The sequence below is a fragment of the Acinetobacter sp. YWS30-1 genome (genome assembly GCF_033558715.1).
Lineage (GTDB): Bacteria > Pseudomonadota > Gammaproteobacteria > Pseudomonadales > Moraxellaceae > Acinetobacter.
On record NZ_CP114606.1, the window covers coordinates 2,524,280 to 2,547,323 of the forward strand.

A 23,044-nucleotide genomic window follows, 5' to 3' on the forward strand; every position below is an offset into this window, starting at 1 on the left:
ACCTAAAATAAAAATTAGTGGGTATAGGCCGTAATATTCCCGACCGGAATCGGTTCTTCATCATAGGAAGCCGCTTGCAGGACAGGTTCTGTAACTGGACGGACATCTGGCCCTAACTCAATACTGGTAGGTTCATTCACAGGTTCCAGATCATCGAGTGATGAGGCCAGCTGTTCCAGCTCACGATCCAGTTGCTGACGATATTTCTCAATCTCGATTTCATCGATAAAGGCAAAAGCATCATCTTCAATGGCCCAGCTATAACCACCATTCACCTTTGAAATTTTGACGTTAATGGGATATTCATTACCCTGATAATTCAGATGTGAAACCGCTTCAAACTCATTGCCTTTGCGATGGCGGATTTTTACATTTACCACAGTCAGACGATAATGCTGATAATTCGGATTGGCATTAAACTCTTGCTGCATTTGTCCTTGAATATTTCTGGCCAGTTCATCAATCGATACAAAATAACTGCATCCAGCCAGACAGGCGATCATCAATATCATTATGATTTTTTTCATCCCGCCCCCTTGTGTTCTCTCACTGCTTTACAGATGTGTAAAACTTTTCATCTTTGGATTATTCTGTGATCCATTTTATACTTTTTTTAAATAAATGAATAAATAAATCCTTAGTCTATAAAGTCGTTTTTATTTTTATATCGTTCTGACTTTTTAACTTTATGGTAAAAACCCTATAAAAAAGCCCTGAATCAGTCAGGGCTTTAACCGTCATTGAAAACTTAAAAATCATCTTCTGCAGCAGGATCATGGTGCAAGGCATCATGGATCGCTTCAACCAGTTGCTGGGCAATTTCCTGTTTAGAGGCCTTGTCCAGATCACGCTTATCCAGATGATAGTGTTCGGCAAAGAATACCGTCATGGCATTTTCATCGGATGCAAAGCCAATATCCGCACGCGAAACATCATTGCAGGCAATCATATCCAGTTTTTTCGCCACCAGTTTACCCGCTGCATATTCTTCAATATTTCGGGTTTCTGCAGCAAAGCCGACCATAAATGGACGTTTTTCCTGCTGTGCGATGGTCGCCACAATATCCGGATTCTTTATTAAAGCGACATTCAGCTCATCGCCTGCTTTCTTGATTTTATGCTCGGCTACCTGTGCGACACGATAATCAGCTACTGCAGCGGTCGCAATGAAGATGTCACAACCCTGCTCCAGCATTTGCATGCTTTCATTCAGCATTTGCACTGCCGAAGAAACATTTTTACGTTTGACGCCATTTGGGGTATCTAGGCTCACCGGACCAGCAATCAGGGTGACATTCGCTCCAGCTGCATAACAGGCTGCTGCCAATGCAAAACCCATTTTCCCGGTACTATGGTTGGAAATATAACGTACCGGGTCAATCGCTTCACGGGTCGGACCAGCTGTAATCGTGACTTGCTTGCCCGCCAGCATGCCAAATTTTTCTGCAATCGCGCGCTGAGCTTTATGGAAATATTCTGTGACCTGACGTGCCAGCTCTTCCGGCTCCGGCATACGGCCCAAGCCTACATCACCACAAGCTTGTGAACCGGCATCCGGCATAATCACATGTACGCCATCTTCAATCAAAGTCGCAAGATTACGCTGGGTTGCTTTGGCAGCCCACATCTGCTGGTTCATGGCTGGTGCGACCCAGACCGGTGCATTGGTTGCCAGATACAAAGTGCTCAGCAAATCATCTGCAAGGCCTGCTGCAAATTTTGCCAGCGTGTCGCAGCTGGCTGGCGCAACCAATAACAGATCAGCCCAACGTGCCAGCTCAATATGCCCCATGCCCGCTTCAGCTTCAGGATCCAGCAACTCGGTATGTACCGGATTGCCTGACAAGGCTTGAAAGGTCAAAGGGGTAATGAAAGCCTGTGCGCCTTGAGTCATGACAACCCGCACATTAAACCCGGCATCTTTCAGACGGCGAACCAGAATGGCACTTTTATAGGCAGCAATACCGCCAGTGACTGCTAAAATGATATTTTTATGAGGAATTACACTTAGATCAAAGCTCACGAACAGCTTACCTTTCTGTTGCAGTGGGGCTCACAATAGCATTAAATAATTGCATTCCCAAGAGATGAGCTTCAGGGAAAACTCATAATTCATAATAAATAAGTCTAATAACTATGCAATTTTCAATCAAAAACTGGCCTGAACTGGAACGGCCGCGGGAACGTTTAATTCAATATGGGGCAGAAAGTTTATCTGATGCAGAACTGCTGGCCATTTTTCTCCGATCAGGTTCACAACAGCATTCAGCCGTAGAATTAGCCCGGCTACTGATTCAACATTTTGGTCATCTAACTGCTTTACTTGATGCACCTTTAAAAGAAGTTAGCCAGTTTCATGGCATGGGCATTAGCAAATACACTCAGCTAATGGCTGTTAAAGAATTAGGACGGCGTTATATTGCCGAGCATCTTAAACAGGATGCCTTAGAACTGAGTAATTCAAAAAGACTGCGGGATTATTTACGTTTCGAATTACTGGGGGAAAATCAGGAAGTATTCGCGGTCCTGTGTCTGGACGCCAGTTTAAGGAAAATTGCATTTAAAAAGCTGTTTTATGGCTCTGTGAATGCATGTGATATTTCGATTAATCAGTTGCTCAGATATGCCATTACCCAACAGGCAACTTCAATTGTGATTGCGCATAATCATCCCTTGGGCCAAGCCACTCCTTCTAAGGCTGACCTGTATCTGACCCGCCAGATTCAACAGGCATGTCGACTGGTCGATATCCGTTTAATTGACCATTGCATCATTGCTCTGGAGGGCAGTTTTTCCTTTGCTGAGCAGCAACTCATCAAACCTGAAGTCTAAGGGGGAATAGCACTTGACAAAGCAGCTACAACTCAAGAAGATCATGAAAAAAATTGTGATGATTCCAATAAATGATCGTACGTGACCAGCAGAACGTTTTTAAATTATTATTTTCCTGGCGAGGAACGATTTTACCTAAGGTTTTACCTCCTTTAGGCGTGGTCATGCTGATTTCAGCCATTATTGGTGGTTTTTCACGTGTAGGTTATTTTCATTTTCCAGAACTCCCTCTCGTCGGCTTTACCCTCATCGGCGTAGTACTGTCTATCTTTCTCGGATTTAAAAATACTGCTTGTTATGACCGCTGGTGGGAAGCACGTAAACTCTGGGGTATTCTGATTGCCAATGCACGTCATTTTGACCGGGACTGCCGGATGTTGTCTCAAGGCCGTCGTGAACGTGTGATTCAGCACGTCATCGTTTTCGCAAATGTCCTGCGGGACCGTTTACGTCATCAGACAGCCAATCCGACTGAACTGGTGGAAACCAGTGGGATGAGCCAGCAGGCAATTACCCAGCTCTATCAACAGGCCAATGCACCGCAATATACCTTGAGCCTGATTCAATGGGAGCTGATGCAGGCTCTCAAAGAAGGTGAAATCTCTGACATCATTTATATGCAGATGAATAATCATGTCGCAGAACTCAGTATTGTGCAGACAGGTTGTGACCGGATTGCGACGACTCCTTTACCTTTTGCTTATTCAGTTCTGCTGAATCGTACTGTTTATTTCTTCTGTTTTATTCTGCCATTTAGCCTTGGTGCAACCTTAGGTTTATTCACCCCTTTTCTGGTCGGCATTCTCGCTTATACCTTCCTAGGACTGGATGCTTTAAGTTCAGAAATTGAAGAGCCTTTCGGCACCCAAAGCAATGACTTACCCCTTGATTCTATGGTTCGTACTATTGAAATTGAACTCTTGGGAACTTTAGGTAAACCGACACCACCACCAATTCAGGCTCAAGATAATAATTTGCTTTAATAGGTTACCTCTCTTATCCAAAGAGAGAATTCCTTCACGTTGGGATGGGTAGCAGTGTTGCGACTACTGCTTAACTCATTAAATAAAACTCTCCCAGATCCCGATCTGCCCTGGTTTTAGGCTTGGGACTTGGCCCAGTTTAATCCAAGGCATATTATCGCCATGAAAATCACTTCCTATTGATACTTTAAGGCCTTGCTCTGCAATCATCCGGTCGACCATCTGACGGGTTGAACTTGGATCAATAGCGGGCGGCAACTCCACCGCATCTCCACCAAACTTGGCGAAGATCTCGATCAGATAACGAATATTAGTCGCGGATAAATCATAACGGGTTGGATGCGCCAACACGGCAAAGCCACCGCTGTCATGTATGACCTGAATGGTTTCTTCCAGACCCAGACCATCAAATTTGACATAGGCCTTTTTACCTTCCTTGATGTATTTATCAAAAGCCTGTTGTGGACGGGTCACAATGCCTTTTTCTACCAGCGTTTTGGCAATATGGGTTCGGGTAACCCGATCAGGAATATTGTCAACTTTGGCAATCACGTCAGCATAAATATCCTGACCAATTAAAGGAACCAGAAGGTCACAGATCTGTTTAGAGCGTTCGGCACGAATGATCTTCTGCTGATTGAGGGCTTTTTGTAACGGCTCAGGATTCTGAACATTGAGTGCCACAATATGTACGCCATAATTTTTCTTGGTCGCAGGACGTGACCACTGGCTGGAAATCTCGACTCCAGAAATTATCTTAATCTCATGATTTTTGGCAGCTTCTTCAGCCAGCACCAAACCGTCCATAGTGTCATGATCAGTCAGGGCCAAAGTATGGATAAGTTTGTCCGCAGCCGCTTCGACCAGTTGCTGAGGACTCAAAGTTCCATCAGAAATATTACTATGTGTATGTAAATCTACGCCGTGCATCTCTATACTATGACATTTATTTGATCAGATTTAGATACTCTAACATGAAAGCACTTTTAGACTTTGTGCCACTCATTATTTTCTTTTATTTATATAAAACTGTAGATCCAAAAGACACTGACCATCAACTTCTACAATTGATCGGTTCTGCGGGGGGTGTCGACAATAACAATATTCTCGTTGCAACTACGGGTCTGATCATTTCCATGCTGGTGGTCTATGGTGCGTTATTTGTCATGCAAAAATTTCGCCTGGACAAACAGCAATGGATTGTTCTGTTTATGACGGTGATCTTCGGTGGGATCACCCTGATGCTCAGCGACGATTTCTATATTCGTCTTAAAGCTGTATTACTGAATCTGGTCTTTGCAGGTGTCTTCCTGTTATCGCCATGGTTTAGCAAAGATAAGAAGCCACTCATCCAGCGTCTGTTTGGCCCAGTATTTAATTTGAGCGCCAAAGGCTGGCTTAAATTGAACTATGCCTGGGTGGGTATGTTTACCCTTATGTCATTTCTGCATACATTCTTTGCCTATTTATGGATGGATGGAAAATATTGGGGCGAATTTACTGCATTCGGTGACATGATCGTGATGTTTTCCTTTATCATTATTCAGTTTATTGTATTGCGTAAATACTTTAGAACAGCTGAATAAGTCCAACTACAAACGATAGAGAGTCATCATGCCATTATTCGTCGTTAGCTGTACCGACCGGGAAGGTACAGTTGAAAAACGCCTTGCGATTCGTCCACAACATCTTGCACGTCTAGAACAGTTAGATGCTGAAGGCCGTCTGATTGTTGCAGGTGCCATGCCTAAAGATCCAGCCAATCCTCAAGCCGGTTTCTATGGCAGCACCATCATCGTTGATTTTGACAGTCGTGAAGCACTGGATGCATGGTTACAGGATGAGCCATTCCTGAAAGAAGGCGTATACGCGCATATTGATGTGAAACCATTTAATAAAGCATTTCCTAAAGGATAAGGTTCATGCGCGCTGTTACCGCCAGTTTCATTGGCTTTTGTTTCATGATTCCTTCTGCCTGGGCTGTTGAAGTTTCTGCTCCAGTTGCCCCGGCTACACAGCCAGCAGCTACTCCTGTCCAAGCTGTTACCACACAAGCACCTGCTCAGGGCGCTTCTGCACAGCAGGCTGGAATTATTCCAGCAGTTGCAACAACTGCTCAGACTGTTCAGCCGACTGAGAAAAAGCCGCTCACCGCAGAAGAAATTGCCAAGCAGAAAGCCCAGCAAGATGCCAAAGTCAAAGCTTTAGTCAAAGATCAGGCAACGCGTCTACAGCAACTGGAAAAAGCCAATCTGGAAGCCCTGTCACAAAATCAGGAATTGCAGCTCAAGAACGACAATCTCGGGGTTCAGGTACAGGTCCTGCAAAGTGAACGTAGTGCCCAGATGTTTCTCTACGGCGCGGCAACTTTGGCAGTCGGTGTATTACTTGGCTTTCTGATTGCGAGCTATGTTTATACCAAACGTCGCCGTCAGTGGTAATCTATAAGCCGTCCAAATATCTTTAAGGTTGTACCCGTTTTGTCGCATGCAATTCAAACTGCCGATCTGGATTGGCAATTGGTGGATGGCATTGATGTGCCTGTGTCCAAGCAATTTGGTGATGTGTATTTTTCCAAAGACAATGGATTGCTGGAAACCCGGCATGTCTTTTTAAATGGCAATGAACTTAGTACCCGTCTGGCCGATTTAAAACCTTTTGCATATTTCTGTGTCGGTGAAACGGGTTTTGGTACGGGTTTAAATATTCTGGCGTTATGGCAACTCTGGCAACAGGTTCGTCCGGATAACCAAAGCCATCTGCATGCGATTTCAGTAGAAAAATTTCCGCTTTCTAGAGCAGATTTAGTCCGTGCCTTAAATGCCTGGCCAGAATTGAAACCGCTAGCAGATCAACTCATCTCCCAATATCCAATGCCGATTGCCGGTTGTCATCGTCTCAGCTTTCCTGAAGAGCGTTTCAGTCTGGATCTGTGGCTGGGAGATGCACATGATGTCTTTCCTGTCATTGAAAAAACTGCACCTGTTAATGCCTGGTTTCTGGATGGATTCGCACCATCATGTAATCCAGACATGTGGGAAGAAAATGTTTTAAATAACATTGTGCGTTTATCCGAGATCGGAACGACTTTTGCTTCTTTTAGCGTTGCAGGTGTCTTAAAACGTGGTTTAAAACAGCACGGCATCTCTATTTCCCGTCCACGTGGATTTGGCCATAAACGTGAAATGCTGAAAGCGATCTGGAATCCTGTTGAAGAAAATAAAGGCAGTGAAACGGCTTTAGAACAGGAAATTGCTCAAAAAAAAATTGAACCCGATCTAGAGAGTCTTACCAGACCTCGTCAAATCGCTGTGATTGGCGCTGGAATCGCAGGTTTAAGTGCGGCATGGGCATTCACTCAACGTGGTCATCAAGTCACGATTTACGACCAGTCAGCGCCTCTTTCAGGCGGTTCCGGCAATCCCCTTGCCCTGCTTAACCCTAAACTGTGTCCAGTTGAGCAAAGTGCCGAACATCTGATGACTGTGGCCTGGCAGCATGCCTTAAATCATTATCAGAAATTTAAGGCTTTCCGCTCAATTCAGGTCAATCAACTCGCCTTAAAAAATCCTCAACAGCTTCTAGGATTGGCAGACGAATATCCCGAAGGAATTCTGGCTGCACAAACAGTAAAAGATCAGGAGATGCAAACTGCATTTCCAAGTTTAAAACTGTTAGCAGCTGGCGCAGTTTCACCCCATCAACTGCGTGATGAAATTTTGCAGCATCCTCTTATTCAGTATAAACAAGCCAAAATTAGTCATATTGAGGCTGCTGAACAACCTGAGTTATTTGCAGATCAGCAATCCTTAGGCAAGTTTGATCACATCGTTGTATGTACCGCACGTGATACCCAGCAATTCTTTGAACATTATCCAGTCCTGAAACCGATTCGCGGACAGGTCAGCTGGGTCAATAATCAAGATCAGCCCTTAAATCAGGATACTGCCTATAGTTATGGCGGCTACTGTATGCAACTCAATGCCGAACAACTCATTCTCGGGGCTTCATTCTATCCAGGCCGGGATGATGCAGAAGTCTTAATAGAAGATCATGTGCATAATTATGAACTTATCCACAGTGTCTTTCCTGAATATGCACAGTTATTACCATCTACCGAAACCTGGCAAGGTCGAGCGGCAGTACGCGCACAGAGTCAGGATTATTTTCCTTTACTCGGAAAAATGAAGGCAGATGAAGAGATTTACAGTTTTGCTGGTCTCGGCTCTAAAGGCTTTCTGTTTGCGCCATTGTGTAGTGAAATTCTGGCTGCCCAAATTTTGGGAGAAGCTTGCCCAGTACCTTCGAACTTGGTAAAGAAACTCGACGTGACACGTTTTCAAAAGAAGGTAAAAGCCAAGAAGCCTTATTTTAAGCCTCAAGATTAAAGAACTCCTCCCTTTAATAAAGGGTGAGGAATACTGTTCCGCAAGGGAGGGATTTTTAGAAAGAGTGTTAATCCTCCTTTAAAGAAGGACGATTTTGAAGAAATCTAGACAACAAAAAAGCGCCTGACGGCGCTTTTTTTCACAAGGTCAATTATGCACCTTGTTCCAGTGGCATACCTGCATCACGAGCAGCACGAGTACCACCCATCAGAATGACATATTCACGTGTGCTGTCAAAACCCTCTAACTTTTCAGCTGCACGTGGAGCTTTACTCCCACCACCACATAAAATGTAAATCGGTTGATCCGCTGACACCTGAGTCAGGCTATTTGCTGAAAGATCGTTAATGGGCTGATTGACCGCCCCTTTCACGTGTGCTTCAGCATAAGCACTTGCATCTCGTACATCCCAGATTACAGCATTTTCTGGGAACTCAAATGTTGTAATTTCTTGTTTACGGATCATTGCGCACTCCTTTGATGTAAACAACACTTGGCAAATGAAGAAAACATCCCTAGCATCTCAGATATTCTTTCCCTTTGTAAAGGTCTAAACTATGCCTTCTTTCGATATTGTTTCTGAATTAGAAATTTTTGAAGTAAATCATGCAGTTCAAAATACCCAAAAAGAGATTGCAACCCGCTTCGATTTCCGTGGACAGGATGTTTCTATTGAACTAAATGAAAAAAACAAGGAAATCAAAATTAGCACAGAAAGTGATTTCCAATGTGAGCAAGTGTATACCATGCTGGAAAACCATTTCTTCAAGCGTAAAGTGGATATTCAGGCGCTAGATCCACAAAAAATGACCGCTTCAGGCAAAAATGTAGTTCAAGTGATCAAGCTTAAAGATGGCCTTGACTCTGATACTGCGAAAAAAATTAATAAGGCCATTAAAGAAAGTGGTATTAAAGTGCAATCTTCAATTCAGGGTGACAAGATTCGTGTGACTGATAAAAAACGCGATACCTTGCAACAAGTGATGGCATTCCTGAAAGAACAACAATTCGGTCTGCCTTTACAGTTCAACAACTTTAAAGACTAAGGCAGCAACGTCTGTAGATAGAATTATGGCAAAGAGCAACCGACTGACCAGACTGGTCAAAGCGACATCAAGATTACCGCAAGGTATACGTACTGCTTTATTAAGTAAGACCTTTGGCCGAGTGGTTCCAATGGTTGGCTCTGCCAAGATTCGCTATCAGGAAATCAGTGCAGCCAAAGTTGTGGTGAGTATGGCCAATCATAAGGCCATGCAGAACCATATCGGTCAGATTCATGCATGTGCGATGGCACTGCTGGCAGAAACAGCAACCGGCTTTGTGACTGCGATGAATGTACCTGACAGCGCAGTGGTTCTGATTAAAAGCCTAAAAGTGGACTTTAAGCGTCCAACCAAAGGTGCCATGACTGCGGTGGCTACGTTGACTCCTGAACAGCAGCAATTGATGCAAAGTTCAGAAAAAGGTGAAACGCTAGTACAAGTTATTGTAACTGATGAATCTGGTGAAGCACCGATTCAATGTGAAATGCTCTGGGCTTGGATTGCCAAGAACCAGTTGAAGCCAGGCTAATTTCAATACAGACAAAAAAATCCCAGATTATTGATCTGGGATTTTTTTATTTAATGAATTATGAGTTCTGCTGAGATTCTGCAAATTTCTGTTTTGCTTCATCTGGAATTGGACGTTTATTGCCTTTGACATCCACTGCGACAAAGGTAAATACCCCTTCAGTCACGCGTACAGGTGCACGTGAGTTATCATGACTGTCCCATACTTCGATTTGCATCTGGATTGAAGTATTACCGACTTTTAGAATTTTGGTATAGCAGCTAATGACATCGCCGACTTTCACAGGAACCAGGAAGGTCATCTGGTTAATCGAAATCGTTGCACAGCGTCCTTTACTAAAGCGCTCTGCATGAATTGCTCCCGCCAAGTCCATTTGTGAAACAATCCAGCCACCAAATACATCTCCACTCCAGTTGGTATCCGCAGGCATTGCAATCGTCTGCAGGGAAAGTACTCCCTCTGGTTTAATATGAGAATCTGTCACTTGAACTCCAGGCTTTTTAAATTAGGATTGAGCATTATTTAACTGCTGATCAAGCCACTTTTGTAGTTCGCTTGAACGTAATGCACCGCTTATTCTAGCAATTTCATTGGTTTTATTCATCAAAACCAGCGTCGGAATACTACGTACATTAAATGCTGAGCTTAATCGCGGATTGGCTTCGGTATCAATTTTAGCAAATACCACTTGTGGATTTTCTTTTGCTACAGCAGCAAAATGCGGTGCCATCATTTTACATGGACCACACCAGTCTGCCCATAGATCAATCAGGATGGGAAGATCACTATGGGTGACAAACTGACTAAAGTTCTGTTCATTTAGCTCAATCGGCGCCAGTGGAACTAAAGCTTGATGACACTGACCACATGCTGGATCGGCCGTTAATTTTTCTTCAGGCACACGATTTTTAGCCTGGCAATTCGGGCATACAATGATCATCTAGCGCACTCCAATATGTTGATGTAAGAATTCTAATTGGGTCGAGACTGCTTTTTCAAACCATTCACCATGATAAATATCAAAATGCCGCATATTCCACTCATGATATTGTACAAATGGTGCAATATTGGTTGCGGTTTCCCGACTGGCTTCAATGGGAATCAGGCTGTCTTGTTGTGCTGCGATAAACAGAACAGGAATAGTGATTTTGCGGACTTCCTGAATAGGACGATATCGCATCAATTTAAAGAATACCCGGGCTGGGATATGACCACTCCAGTAATAATCTGGATTCACAATGGATAGATATCCTTCATAACTGTCTTGTGTCGGCATAAAACAGAGTTTATGACGATCAACCACCGGCAAGGTCTTGGGCGCCATTCCTACCTTTGCCCCCATATAATCCTGACTGGAAATCTTCAGGGCTTTAGGCAATTGCTGCAAAGGATAAAGTTTGGCACTTTCTGCACCATCAACAAAGGGTACCTGTACCATTACCGCCTGAATATTTTTTAGTTCTGCGGCCAATGTCAGTACATGCCCGCCACTTAATGCCGTTCCCCATAACACAATTCGTTTGGCATCAATCGATTTACGTGCCTGCAAATGCTGGATCATGGTACGCCAGTCTTCAAGCTGAGCACCGATCGACACCAATTCACGCGGACGCCCGGTACTGCCTCCCCAATAGCGATAATCAAACAGAACCACCGCATAACCTGCACTGGCAAAACGTTGGGCATATTGCACCAGTTTAAAATGACGTAAAGCCGCTAGGCCATGAGCCATCAGGATCACAGCTGGTTTGTCAATCTGTTGAGGACGATAGAAATCCGCAGCAATCACTTCCTGACCGCTTTTGACATACAGTGGTTCGACTGTATAGGCGTACATACGCGCTCCATTGCGTTATTTTATAGTTGTAATCGTTTATAAATTTTTCAGAACTAGGCCATCATGTTTTCAGCTTAATGCTATTATAAAGCATATCAAGATAAATGACATAATGGAGTGACATCATGAGCGAAAATGTAGGCTTTGCTGGCCAAATTGGTCCTGAACATATCTCTCAAGTAGTTGAAAAAGGTTTTAAATCAATTATCAATAACCGTCCAGATATGGAAGGTGGCCCTGAACAGCCAACCAGCGTACAAATTGAGGAAGCTGCTCGTAGTGCAGGTCTGGATTATGTTTTCCAGCCAGTAGTTGCTGGCCAGATTACCGAGCTTGATGTGCGCACCTTTGCTAACCATTATAACGAATTACCAAAGCCGATCTTGATGTTCTGCCGTACAGGAAATCGCTCCAATAATTTATATCAGTTGGCGAAACAGATGGATCTGCTGGATGACTAAGGTATTTAGGGGAAATGTACTTTTAGTCAACATCTCCTTCCTTTTAATGTCAGAGCTTGATCTATGAATAAATTCTTACTGGTTATATGTTGCAGTCTTGCATTGATAGGTTGTAGTTCAATGAATTTTAAGCCTACTGTGGGTGTCAGTATGGGAACTTCTATTTAATTTTCTGTAAGCGTCCGCTGAACCCCATGCCTATTTTTTAATTCGATTTAGGTTTCCAGCGGTGTGGTAGCAATTCTTCAATCTGAGTCACTTTATGTGTCGGCAACCTTTTCAGCACATCACTTAAATAGGCATAGGGATCCAGCCCATTCAGCTTTGCTGACTGGATTAATGTCATAATATTGGCTGCTCGCTGACCGCTGCGCAGCGAACCTGCAAATAACCAGTTCTTACGTCCCAACGCCCAGGGGCGCATCTGGTTTTCCACCCAGTTATTGCAAATCGGTAGATTGCCATCATCCAGATAGCGGCTTAAAGCTGGCCAACGCTTCAGAGTGTAATTGATCGCCTTGGCGGTTGGAGAACTCGATGGCACAGTCAGTTGATGTTGGTTGAGCCATTCATACAGTTGTTGCATCACCGGTTGACTATGCTGTTGTCGGTATTCGCGGCGCTGTTCTGCTGTACCATCGGTCTTTTTCCTGAGTTCTGCTTCTATGGCATACAGTTTCTGAATCAGCACTAATGCCTGTTCAGCGACCTGACTTTTTTTGGTCACATGCAGTTCATGGAATTTACGACGCGCATGCGCCATGCAGCCCACCTCAATGACCTGACCTGATTTAAAGCGTGCTTTATAACCGCTGTAATCATCACAGACCAGATGGCCCTGCCAGTCTTTCAGGAACGCTTCAGCATGCTGACCTGAACGACTATCCTGAAAGTCATAGATCACCGCCTGAACTGGATTGTACTGTGTGGTGGCATAGGCCCAGACATAACCTTTCTTCGGTTTTTTCTCATTCTCACCCATCCGCATAATGGTGACTGGTGTTTCATCTGCATGCAGCACCTGCTGTTGCAGCACCACCTCTTTTAAGGCATTAGCCAGAGGCTCCAGTTCCACACCGCAGCGACCAATCCAGTCAGATAAAGTGGATCTGGACAGATCAATGCCAGCCCGCTGATAGATCAGGCGCTGACGGTACAGCGGCAAATGATCGGCATACTTCGATACCAGCACATGGCTGAGCAGTTCAGGTGAAGCAATGCCTTTATCAATCACATAGGCAGGCATCGCTTGCTGAGTCAGGGTGTCACACTGATCACAGACCCATTTGCCACGAACATGCTGTTCCTTGTAGAACTGTGCCGGTCTGAAATGCAGTTTTTCACTGATATCTTCGCCGATACGACGTAACTGGCAGCCACAACTGCATTGGGTTGATGCAGGTTCATGCTCAATACGGATGGTGTGTAGATGATCTGGCAGCAGTCGACGTTTAGGTTTATTGGTTTTGGCTTTCTGTGTCGCTGCATCGGTTTTATCTGCATTTAATCGTTCTAATTCCAGATCAACGGCTGCGATATCTTCTTCGACCGCTTCGTCCCACAGATGGATTTGTTTTGCGGTGAGATGTTCGTTTTTACTGCCGAATTTATGCTGTTTAAACAGCGCCAGTTCATGCTCGTATTTTTGATTGAGAATAGAAAGATGTTGAACTTTAGAATCTAATTGCTGATTGGTGACTTCAAGATGTTGAACTCTGGCATCTAATTGCTGGTTTGATTGTGCCAGAGACTGATGCTGCATCGCCAACTGCCTGGTGAATTCCAGCAGTTGTTCATGGGTCAGTTGGCTTAAGTCAGGCAGCGTATTCATGACCGCAGTATGCCTGAGGTCATGAGAAGAATGAAATAGAACGTTTGGAGAATAGCAGAATGGAACAGCCTGGTTTAAAGCATCGTCACCACCTGCTGTCGTCCAATTCTCTGCCAGGGCAAACCTTGGATTAATGCCTGTAACTGTTCCGGGCTGAGGGCCACGGTTTCACCTTGGTGAACTTGAGCCCAGTGGAATTTTCCCTGTTCCAGCCGCCGGGCACACAGCCAGATGCCCAGTCCATCATGTACCAGCACTTTCATGCGATGGCCACGTTTATTACAGAACAGGTAAGCACAATGCGGTTTAATGTAGCCAAAGGCTCTCACCACCTGAGCCATGACAGTATCCATCCCTGCTCGCATATCCAGAGGTTGGGTAGAAAGCCAGATTTCATCGATACGGATCATGTTGCCAGCACCTTGAGTAATTCTGCCAAGGCAGGTATTTCTGATACTTGCCATTTCAAGCCAATTTCTGCTTTTGAGTGGGGTAAAGTAATTTGAACTTTTAACATGTCAGTAGGAGTAGGATCTAATGGTGCAGAGCAAGATAAGGCAATAAATGCAGGTTTATTCGGTAGTGGTGAGCGATCACTCCCTGGCTTAGCATCAATTAAGCGAATCCATTTGGATACAAGATTTGTATTCAATCCATGTTGCAAAGCGACTGAAGCAATTGAAACGTCCGGTGCTTTACAAGCCTGAACGATCTGCTGTTTAAATTCAGCACTGTATGTTCTTCGTTTTTTCGCAAGAGATGCGATGGATGTCTGATGATTTGTAGTCATAAATTTAAGTCCCCACTTGTTTCTAAGTGGGGACTAAATTAAGGCTTATAGGATGAATTCATAAGGTGTGTTCAGCGGACGCTTACAATTTTCTTAATTTTAATTCTCAAAAAAACAGCGCCGAGGCGCTGTTTTTTAGTTAGATCAATTAACACAAGTTGTATATGGACTTATACGGTTAGGAGCATAACTTCCATCGGCAGCATAGTCACTCGCTAAACTTGGAAGGGTTAGTGTTGTATAACCTCTAATTGGTGTTCCATCTTGTATTCGTGCAAGTGTCGCCTTCGCACCAACTTCTACAGATACCCATTGTGCATTAGCTTTCGGATATTCAATAATGAAATCAAATCTACCCGTGCTATCTGTACGATAAGTCGCAGTATATGGATGTGTCGTACTATTATTTGTTGTACCACCTAAGAAACGAACTACACGTAATGCTTGTCCATTAGCCATCCAAGTTGAATTACTCGCATTAATTGGACAAGTAATAGCCTCGTTCTTTGCTAATGTCTGTGAAGGAGTTGTATTAACTAATGGATAGTAATAATCATTTGGTTTAATCCAACCTTTCAAGTTTGTGAATGGATAAACTGCATCCAATTCTTTTACATCTTCTGTCTTAGGTGTCCCATCAGGATTAGTTAGAGGATTACCACTTGCATCTAAAACAGGTTTAGTCACGACTTTCCATGGATCTTTTTGAATACCAAACACCCATTCACCGATGACATAAGAAGTTGGACGAATATCCAGAACAACATCCTGATTTGCAACAGGTTTACCATCAACATCAACTAATTGAACAGAACCTTCTTTTTGATAATAAACCCCATTAGCTGTTGATGTAATCTCTGTTGGGTTAAAGTTAACAGCAATAGAACCAACAGTAACTGGCACTTCTGAATTTACAACATCAATACGATGAGGTACACGTCGTTCTGTATTTTGTTCATCCTTAACAATAGCCTCTACACGTAGGTCAGCAGTAGCAAAGTCATAGTTTCGATCACGCAAGCTTTCATCAATAACAATTGTAAATTTTGCCCAACCATTTTCATCACTTTCAATAGTTGATGCTCCATGAATATAAGCACCATTTCGTCTATAAGCTGGAATTGTTAAAGTTACAGCTTTACCAGCTTGACTTGATCCTTCTAAGTCTACTACTAATACAGACACTTCAACACTATCGCCTCTTAGATTCAATTTATCTTTAGATGACTTGATTTTTAAATCTAATGTTGGTGCTAGAACTGTTGGTGAATGGACTTGAATACTACTAGGTTGAGTTACTATAGCACCTGTTGCAGTGGTATGTGTTGCTGTTAATTCAATTGGTAGAACAGGAGTTGATAATATTCCCTGTAATGATTTCATTGATACTTCAAATACAGCTTCACCAAACTCATTTGTTGTAATTTGTGAAGAACCATTAATACTCGTAGCATTACGTGGGTCATCAATCGCTAAAGTTACAGTTTCATTGGCAACTCCACCTTGATTCGCATCAAGAAGTTTAACTGTTACAAATGCACTATCACCAGATGATGACAAAGATACTCGACTGCTATCTATCGTCAAGTGATAAGGATTACTAATATCTTGAACAGTAAAAGTTAGATCCGTCTGAAGTTTATTACCACGTGGATCACGAATAGTACCCGTAACCATAATAGAGCTTAATACTGTTTTTGTAATACCTTTTGGCACAATCAAGTCAATAGGAACTGAACCGTTTCCTTGTATTACCACTCCTTCAGCACTCAGCTTAATACCTGCAGCTATCGCTTCTGGATTCAGAGTTAATTGCATTGGTGTACCATTAGCAGTATTAATCCCCATTTCATCTTTAACAGCTGCATACACTTTAACTGTTTGCCCAGCTGTCACTGTTTTTACATCTGATGTTAAACGCGGATTTAAAGCATTTGCTGGAGCGGTGATACTAATTACACTTGTTTGCTGTAAACGATCGCCATTATTTAAGTTCGTACCAACTACTGCAAAGACAATACCATTTTTGATCAAACTAGCATCATATGCGCCCTCAGAAACGGTAACCGTAAATTCAGCTTCACCCTTACTGTTAGTTTGAGTTGGTACATTGCTTAATGTCACACGACTAGAAGTTAAACTAGATAGAGCAACTGCGATAGGCGTATTTGGAATTGGATTACCAGCTTTATCAATTGCTTTAATTTTGACGCGTGTTTCACCACCAAGAACAGAAATTGTATCTAATGGTTTATCATCTACTGTCGTAAAGACAAGATCTGCTAAGTCTGGTAAAACCACAGTGGCTTTCTCTAATTCAACTTTACGAACTAACGTGTATGCAGAACCATCAGCACGTCGTGCAGTCGCAGTAAATTCCAAATCATTTGCAGCTAGATTCTCAATTTCAGCTTGATTTTGAGGATTAATCGTTACTTCAAATGTTGCAAGACCATTGCTGTCTGTCATGATTTGAGATGGCGAAGCAAAGCTGACACCATTACTTAAAGCAGCTTCATTTAGACCAAGTGAAACAACTTGGTTTGCAAATGCCTTACCTTCAGTATCTTTTGCATTAATCGTCACTTGAATTGTCTTAGGTGTATTCACATCCAATGCAACTACATAATCAGATGCATTCAAGGTAAAGTAATCTAAAATCTGACCCGCATTTGGCGATTTAAAGTTCAAGGTCTGAATAGCCGTTTTGCCATTCGTTGTGGTCGCTGTGACACGAACCCCTGGGCTGACCAAATCAATCTGCGCTTGTGTACCTGCAACCTTATATTCAAATTCAAAATAAGCGTAACCATTGGCATCAGTAAACTTCGTTGCTTCACCAGTTAAGGTTAACTGAGCAGTTTTTAACTGTTCTAAGGTTAAATTTGGTGTGTCAATCGTTACTTTCGCACCTTGTAAAGCACCCTTATCAGCAGATAACGCTTTTACTGGTACAATAATTTTTTGATCTTTTGAATAATCAAATGCTTGCAGAATTGGATCAATTAAAACCTCTGCAGGTGTAGATTCAACATCAGGAGCTCTTAAATCAATACGGCGAGAAGCTTCATAATTCGAACCATCAGCACGTTTAGCTGTTAATGTAACCTGTAAATCACCAGTCACATCATCAATCAGCTTTTGCACTTCCGCTTTATTACGTGGCAATGCCTTAAAGGTAAAGGTCACATAACCATCAGCATCGGTTTTTTGCGTAAAGGTTTGTGCCCCAATATTCGCACCTGTTGGATCAAGTAAATAAACACCATTATTATGTGCTTGTTCATTATAGCTGATCGTGACATCTTGATTAGCAAGTGCTTTACCACCCACATTGATTGCACGTACCTTAACGGTAATATCAGTTTGTACGTTTTCTTCAATCGCGGCATAACCATTTGTATCAATAGAAATATAATCTAAAGCTTCTGAAGTTAAAGACTCTCTAAAGTTCAATTTTGTTGTCTGGGTTTTTCCATTTGCAGTTGCGGTAACAGTTACACCATTTAAGATCTCACGCTGTACTGTAGATTCTGCATATTTATATTCAAATACAAATGTCGCATAGCCGTCATCACCAGTAAACTGTTCAGCTGCTCCATTTAAACTAAAGTTGAGTTGTGCTAATTTCGCTTGAATATCAGTTGTGATTGCAACTTTTTCATTTTTCAGCGTACTGCCAGCAGCATCTAATGCTTTAACGCGTACTTGAATCGTATGATTTTGAGTATAGTCAAATGAATTTAACATTGGATCAATAACTAAAGTCTCAACTTTAGATTCAACTTGCTCTTCGGCTTGTACTAATTCAACTTTACGTTGAGCTTGACGAACAGATCCATCAGCAACTTTAGATAAGACTTTTACTGTTACGCCATTTGTCAATAATGCTTCTAATTCCTGTTGGTTCTTTGGATGCACACTGAATTCAAATTTTGCATAACCTTCTGCATCAGTTGCTACTGATGAAGCTGTAAGAAGATTGATACCATTTTCATTGGTTAATTCAATCTGAACATTTTGATTCTCCAAAACTGAACCATCAGTACCTTTTGCAAGCACAGATAACGCAACTTTAGTTTCTACATCCGTATCAATGACAGCTTTACCAATCATATCAATGACAAGATAATCAAGCGTATTAGTTTGAGTTTCCGCAAAGTTAATAACTGTGCGCTGCTCTTTACCATTTGCAGTCGCCAATAATGCTACACCTTTCAATGCAAGAGGTTTTTGCTCTGTAGATTGTGCATCATAGTTATAGCTAAATTCGAAGACAGCATAGCCTTGATCATCGGTATATTGCTCAGCAGCACCATTTAAACTTAAATTAAGTTTCGCTAATTCTGCACTTGAGATGTTTTCAGGACGCAATGTAATTTTTTCATTACGTAATGCGCTACCATCTTCACCAATCGCCTTCACTCGTACCGCAATAATGTGATTTTTACTGTAGTCATAAACACTAATTGGATCAATGATCAGATAATCAACTTCACTTGGTGCTTCTGCTTCTGACTTATAAAGTTCAACTTTTCTTGATACTTTGTATGCAGAACCATCTACACGCTGTGCAGATAAACGAACATTCAAACCAGATGCAAGCAATGCCTCTAATTCAGATGCATTTTCTGGTGCAATGTTGACTTTAAATGTGGCTTGTCCTTGTGCATTGGTCACAACTTCTGTCGCAGAATTAAATGAAATACCACTATTGGTTTCTGTTTCATTCAATTCAATTTTCACAGTCTGGTCTTTTAATATCTGACCATTTGTTGCCAATGCAGTTGCTGTAATTATCACTTCTGTTGGTTGATCGGTTGAGATAACTGCACGACCACCTGTAGATACCACTAAATAATCAAGATTGATTTCTTGTTCATTTGCAGGTGCTTTAAAGTTAATAATCGTATTATTCGTCTTTCCATTGGCAGTTGCTGTAATTTCAAAACCATTTAACAGTTTCTTTTGTGCAGGAGACTGTGCATTGTATTTATAGTCAAATGTGAATGTCACGTAACCATAATCATCAGTCAGTTTCGTCGCATCGCCAACAAGACTTAAATTCAGATCAGCTAACTCTTGTGCACTAAGGGCTGTCGTTAAGCTCACTTTTTCATTACGTAAAGACTGACCAGCTTGACCAATCGCTTTCACGCGCACTTGAATTGTTTGGTCTTTTGTATAGTCATATGCTGCTTGTAACGGATCGATTAGTAGTGAAGATACTTGCGATACTTGCTCTTGCTCAATAAGCTTAATCGTTCTTAGAGTTGTATATTCAGAACCATCTTTTGCAGTTGCTTTAACAGCGACTGTTACACCACTCGCAAGCAATGCATTCAGTTCATCTTTATTTTTTGGTTTCGCATTTAAAACGAACTCAGCATTACCTAATGCATCTGTAACTAGGTTGTTAGAGGTTGCATACGTTACGCCATTTGAAACTGCAGTATTATCAATACCAATACTAATACGTTGGTTAGCTAAAACCTTACCATCTGTACCCATTGCCTTGACACGGATCTTGATCGGTGTATCTGTAGTGGTCGAAATTAAGGCTTGTCCATCTGTATCAACAGTAAAGAAACTTAAGTCAATACTATCGCTCGGAGCCTTAAAGTTAATGCGAATATTGCTGACCTTACCATTCGCCAAAGCAATGAAAGTAAGACCTTTTTTCGCTAGCTCTTCTTGTTCAGGCGTTTCGTTATACTGGTAACTAAGTTTAAACGTTGCATAACCTAATGCATCAGTGATTTGTTCTGCTTGGGTCGTAAAACTTAAGCCTAACTGCTGCATCTGCTGATTAGTTAGGGCAGATTTTAATTGAATTTTTTCTTTTGCTAATGGGCTTCCATTGACATCTAATGCTTTTACACGAACGGTAATTTCTTGATTTTGCGTATAGTCAAAACGGGTTAAGATTGGATCTACCATGAGGTAATCCACTTGACTCGTTCCAGTGTCAATAATCGAGTTTGAAACTAAGTCAATTTTACGAGTAACCGAATGCTTAGAACCATCATTACGATAAGACACTACTGCAACAGTTAGGCCTTTTTCAATTAAGGTATTTAATTCAGTTAAATTACGTGCTGCAACTTTTAATTTAAATTCAACTTTACCTTGTGCATCCGATACAAGCTTAGTTGCTGTGGCATATGAAACACCATTTGAAATCGCAGTTTCATCAATACCAATAGCTAATTCTTGATTTGCAAGAACTGCACCATCAACACCAAAGGCTTGCGTACGCACTACAATTTCAGTTTGTTGATTAAGTGCAATTTGAGCTAAACCATCAGTATCTAAAGTAAAGTAATCAAGGCTGACTTTGTCACTGACACTCTTTGTATTGAAGTTAACTTTAATTGTTTGAGTCTTTTGATTAGATAATGCCGTGGATGTAAAAGTAATCCCTTGCTTAGCCAACGCTTGCTGTTCTGCAGATTTATTATATTGATACTTATAAACAAACGTTGCATAACCATCTACATCTGTTAAAACTTCAGCAGCTGTACTTAAACTTAGACTCAACTTATTCAGCTGATCATCTGAAAGTAAAGATTTAATTGATACTTTTTCATTTTTAAGAGGGCCACCTTTTTCACCAATTGCTTTTACTTTAATTGTAATGTCTTGGTTCTTGGTAGGATCAAAGTTTTCATTGATTGGGTCAATTAAGAGATACTTAACTGCTTCAGTTGCAACAGCCTTATCTTCAACAACAATTTTAATATTATTGCTAATACCGTTATCTGTTGTAAACGTCGCTGTGATCCCTGAAGCCTTTAATGCTTCTACAGCTGCTGCTGTTTGCGATGCTGGTGTTTTAATTCTGAAAGTGACATAACCCTCTGCACCGACAGACTGACTTTCATTTAAATCAAAGTTAACACCATCACTACTGCCTTCTAACTTAACAGCATTCGCTACAGCTTCGCTATTCAAGGTAAGTTTGATTTTACCTTTTTTCGCAGCATGTCCATTGTTCGCAATCGCTTTTACCTTAATTTCAACACTGTCAGACATTGCATTGATTTTATAAGATGAAGCGATTTCTAGACGTTGAATAGCTTCTTGATCGGTTGCACTATCATCTGCAGTAATGACATCAACAGTAATGGTCGCGAATTTCTCAGGGTTCTCTAGGAAAGTTGCTTTAAGTTCAATCCCTTCATCCTTCAAAGCAAGTGGTGTATCAGAATTACTTTTTAGGATAAATTCCGCATAACCTTGTGCATTTGTAATGGCTTCAGTTTTATCCAAGGTCACACCACGACCAGATTGATTGGTCTCCAGGCGAACTTTTTTACCTGCTAAATCTTGTTTATTGGAATTTTTGGCATATACACGAATACGTGCTTCGCCATTTTTTGCAGCAATCGGTGCATCAGGCTTAATAATTTCAAGTTTATCGACAATTGTTGCAATATCTTTAAATGTTAGAGACGTAGTTGCTTGCTTTTCTGCACGATGCTCATCAATGAGTTTAAAGTTTAGTATTTTAGATGTATCTACAAGCTGTTGAATTTGTGCCGCAGTTAAATTTTTATTTGCTACAAGTTTAAAATTTGCTTTACCTTCACTATCTGTCTGTACAGATGATCCGTTGCTAATTACAAGCAATCCTTGTAACTCAGCAGGTAAAGACAATTCAACGGTTTGTCCTGACTTAGAACCACCTTTTGGATCAGTCACTTGGACAAAAAATTCAACTGCCCCATTTGGTAAATCAATCGTAAGGCCTTGTGGCACATCTAGAGTATAATCACTAACAATTACACTAGATTTTTTAATATTAAGGGTATATACCTGTTTAACTTGTGTGCCATCTACAGTTGCAGTTAATTGTACTTTACCAGATTCAATATTAATTGAAGGAATTTTAAGCTCAAAAATAGCAATGCCATCTTCAGCTGTAGCAACTAAGGAACTTTTGCTTGTTACACCTAATTTATCTGAATCATTAATCGCTAATCGTACATTTTTGCTAGAAATTCCACCTTTATCTGCATTTAAGACCTGAACAGCAATTTGTACAGTTGAATTATCTACAACCTGAACAATATTTTGGCCACTCGAATCTTGCAAACTAATATTCAAGCTTTCTGGAACTTGAGCTGTATTATCTGTAGATTCATTGCCGCCTCCATTATTTCCTCCTGTATTTGGTTGACTATTATTGTCATTATTATAGTAACCGTCACTCCCCCCCCCGCCACATGCAACTAAAGAAATCGATGTTGCTAAAACAGTCGTGTTAACCCCTAATTTTTTTAAATTTATAAACAAACTCATGTTTTTTCCCACTGCATATAATAGTTAAGCTGCCATAAAAGTT

20 protein-coding genes are annotated in these 23,044 nt (G+C 41.6%); 9 read left to right on the forward strand and 11 right to left on the reverse strand.

The features are described from left to right. Positions 1–14 precede the first annotated feature (14 nt). Positions 15–527, reverse strand: coding sequence for a hypothetical protein (locus O4M77_RS11905; protein WP_004783647.1), 513 nt, complete (start codon positions 525–527; stop codon positions 15–17). Between the two features lie 221 nt (positions 528–748). Further along, complete coding sequence (gene coaBC / locus O4M77_RS11910; RefSeq protein ID WP_159123089.1) at positions 749–2,023, reverse strand: bifunctional phosphopantothenoylcysteine decarboxylase/phosphopantothenate--cysteine ligase CoaBC; 1,275 nt, start codon at positions 2,021–2,023, stop codon at positions 749–751. A gap of 113 nt (positions 2,024–2,136) precedes the next feature. Here coaBC and radC point away from each other — a divergent pair, with 113 nt between their 5' ends. Both radC and O4M77_RS11920 read left to right on the forward strand, forming a co-directional pair. Continuing rightward, positions 2,137–2,832: a RadC family protein gene (gene radC, locus O4M77_RS11915; RefSeq protein ID WP_004783651.1), complete on the forward strand. Its 696-nt coding sequence runs from the start codon at positions 2,137–2,139 to the stop codon at positions 2,830–2,832. A 71-nt stretch (positions 2,833–2,903) separates the two neighbouring features. Then, positions 2,904–3,815, forward strand: a complete 912-nt coding sequence (locus tag O4M77_RS11920) for a bestrophin family protein (protein WP_004783652.1) — start codon at positions 2,904–2,906, stop codon at positions 3,813–3,815. 78 nt (positions 3,816–3,893) lie between these two features. On the opposite strand, the gene O4M77_RS11925 is transcribed toward O4M77_RS11920, so the two are convergent. Beyond that, complete coding sequence (locus tag O4M77_RS11925) at positions 3,894–4,745, reverse strand: PHP domain-containing protein (RefSeq protein ID WP_313659507.1); 852 nt, start codon at positions 4,743–4,745, stop codon at positions 3,894–3,896. 44 nt (positions 4,746–4,789) lie between these two features. Between O4M77_RS11925 and O4M77_RS11930 the strand changes: the two genes are divergently transcribed. Genes O4M77_RS11930 through mnmC form a run of 4 tightly spaced genes read left to right on the forward strand, consistent with a single transcriptional unit; the run spans position 4,790 to position 8,203 of the window. Continuing rightward, positions 4,790–5,401, forward strand: coding sequence for a septation protein IspZ (locus O4M77_RS11930; RefSeq protein WP_005233839.1), 612 nt, complete (start codon positions 4,790–4,792; stop codon positions 5,399–5,401). A gap of 28 nt (positions 5,402–5,429) precedes the next feature. Further along, positions 5,430–5,732: a YciI family protein gene (locus O4M77_RS11935; protein WP_004783657.1), complete on the forward strand. Its 303-nt coding sequence runs from the start codon at positions 5,430–5,432 to the stop codon at positions 5,730–5,732. Between the two features lie 5 nt (positions 5,733–5,737). Further along, entirely contained in the window at positions 5,738–6,256 is a 519-nt protein-coding gene (locus tag O4M77_RS11940; protein WP_159123094.1) for a hypothetical protein, read from the forward strand. A 39-nt stretch (positions 6,257–6,295) separates the two neighbouring features. After that, positions 6,296–8,203: an FAD-dependent 5-carboxymethylaminomethyl-2-thiouridine(34) oxidoreductase MnmC gene (gene mnmC / locus O4M77_RS11945; RefSeq protein WP_323713510.1), complete on the forward strand. Its 1,908-nt coding sequence runs from the start codon at positions 6,296–6,298 to the stop codon at positions 8,201–8,203. Positions 8,204–8,354: 151 nt separating this feature from the next. Here the strand turns inward: mnmC and O4M77_RS11950 are convergent, their stop codons facing one another. Continuing rightward, complete coding sequence (locus tag O4M77_RS11950) at positions 8,355–8,669, reverse strand: rhodanese-like domain-containing protein (RefSeq protein WP_180130725.1); 315 nt, start codon at positions 8,667–8,669, stop codon at positions 8,355–8,357. Between the two features lie 91 nt (positions 8,670–8,760). On the opposite strand from O4M77_RS11950, the gene O4M77_RS11955 reads away from it, so the two are divergent. Both O4M77_RS11955 and O4M77_RS11960 read left to right on the forward strand, forming a co-directional pair. After that, entirely contained in the window at positions 8,761–9,249 is a 489-nt protein-coding gene (locus O4M77_RS11955) for a YajQ family cyclic di-GMP-binding protein (RefSeq protein WP_004783667.1), read from the forward strand. A 25-nt stretch (positions 9,250–9,274) separates the two neighbouring features. Further along, positions 9,275–9,778: a DUF4442 domain-containing protein gene (locus O4M77_RS11960; RefSeq protein ID WP_159123096.1), complete on the forward strand. Its 504-nt coding sequence runs from the start codon at positions 9,275–9,277 to the stop codon at positions 9,776–9,778. A gap of 58 nt (positions 9,779–9,836) precedes the next feature. Here the strand turns inward: O4M77_RS11960 and O4M77_RS11965 are convergent, their stop codons facing one another. The 3 genes from O4M77_RS11965 to O4M77_RS11975 form a co-directional block, all read right to left on the reverse strand. Next, on the reverse strand, positions 9,837–10,208 hold the full coding sequence (locus O4M77_RS11965; protein ID WP_171523022.1) for an acyl-CoA thioesterase: 372 nt from the start codon (positions 10,206–10,208) through the stop codon (positions 9,837–9,839). Between the two features lie 75 nt (positions 10,209–10,283). Continuing rightward, on the reverse strand, positions 10,284–10,718 hold the full coding sequence (trxC, locus tag O4M77_RS11970) for a thioredoxin TrxC (protein ID WP_004783672.1): 435 nt from the start codon (positions 10,716–10,718) through the stop codon (positions 10,284–10,286). After that, the gene (locus O4M77_RS11975) at positions 10,719–11,615 is read right to left on the reverse strand and encodes an alpha/beta hydrolase (RefSeq protein WP_159123097.1); all 897 of its coding nucleotides are present in this window, start codon (positions 11,613–11,615) and stop codon (positions 10,719–10,721) included. It abuts the gene before it with no gap. Positions 11,616–11,740: 125 nt separating this feature from the next. Between O4M77_RS11975 and O4M77_RS11980 the strand changes: the two genes are divergently transcribed. Then, on the forward strand, positions 11,741–12,076 hold the full coding sequence (locus tag O4M77_RS11980) for a TIGR01244 family sulfur transferase (RefSeq protein ID WP_004783676.1): 336 nt from the start codon (positions 11,741–11,743) through the stop codon (positions 12,074–12,076). 205 nt (positions 12,077–12,281) lie between these two features. On the opposite strand, the gene tnpC is transcribed toward O4M77_RS11980, so the two are convergent. The 4 genes from tnpC to O4M77_RS12000 form a co-directional block, all read right to left on the reverse strand. Then, a complete protein-coding gene (gene tnpC, locus O4M77_RS11985) occupies positions 12,282–13,907 on the reverse strand; it encodes an IS66 family transposase (protein ID WP_154320205.1) in 1,626 nt (541 codons plus the stop codon). Between the two features lie 74 nt (positions 13,908–13,981). After that, complete coding sequence (tnpB, locus tag O4M77_RS11990; protein WP_000618087.1) at positions 13,982–14,317, reverse strand: IS66 family insertion sequence element accessory protein TnpB; 336 nt, start codon at positions 14,315–14,317, stop codon at positions 13,982–13,984. Next, positions 14,314–14,697, reverse strand: a complete 384-nt coding sequence (gene tnpA, locus O4M77_RS11995; protein WP_004828545.1) for an IS66-like element accessory protein TnpA — start codon at positions 14,695–14,697, stop codon at positions 14,314–14,316. The genes tnpB and tnpA overlap by 4 nt, the downstream gene beginning before the upstream one ends. 144 nt (positions 14,698–14,841) lie before the next feature. After that, positions 14,842–23,001, reverse strand: coding sequence for a hypothetical protein (locus O4M77_RS12000; protein WP_159123098.1), 8,160 nt, complete (start codon positions 22,999–23,001; stop codon positions 14,842–14,844). Positions 23,002–23,044: the final 43 nt, after the last annotated feature.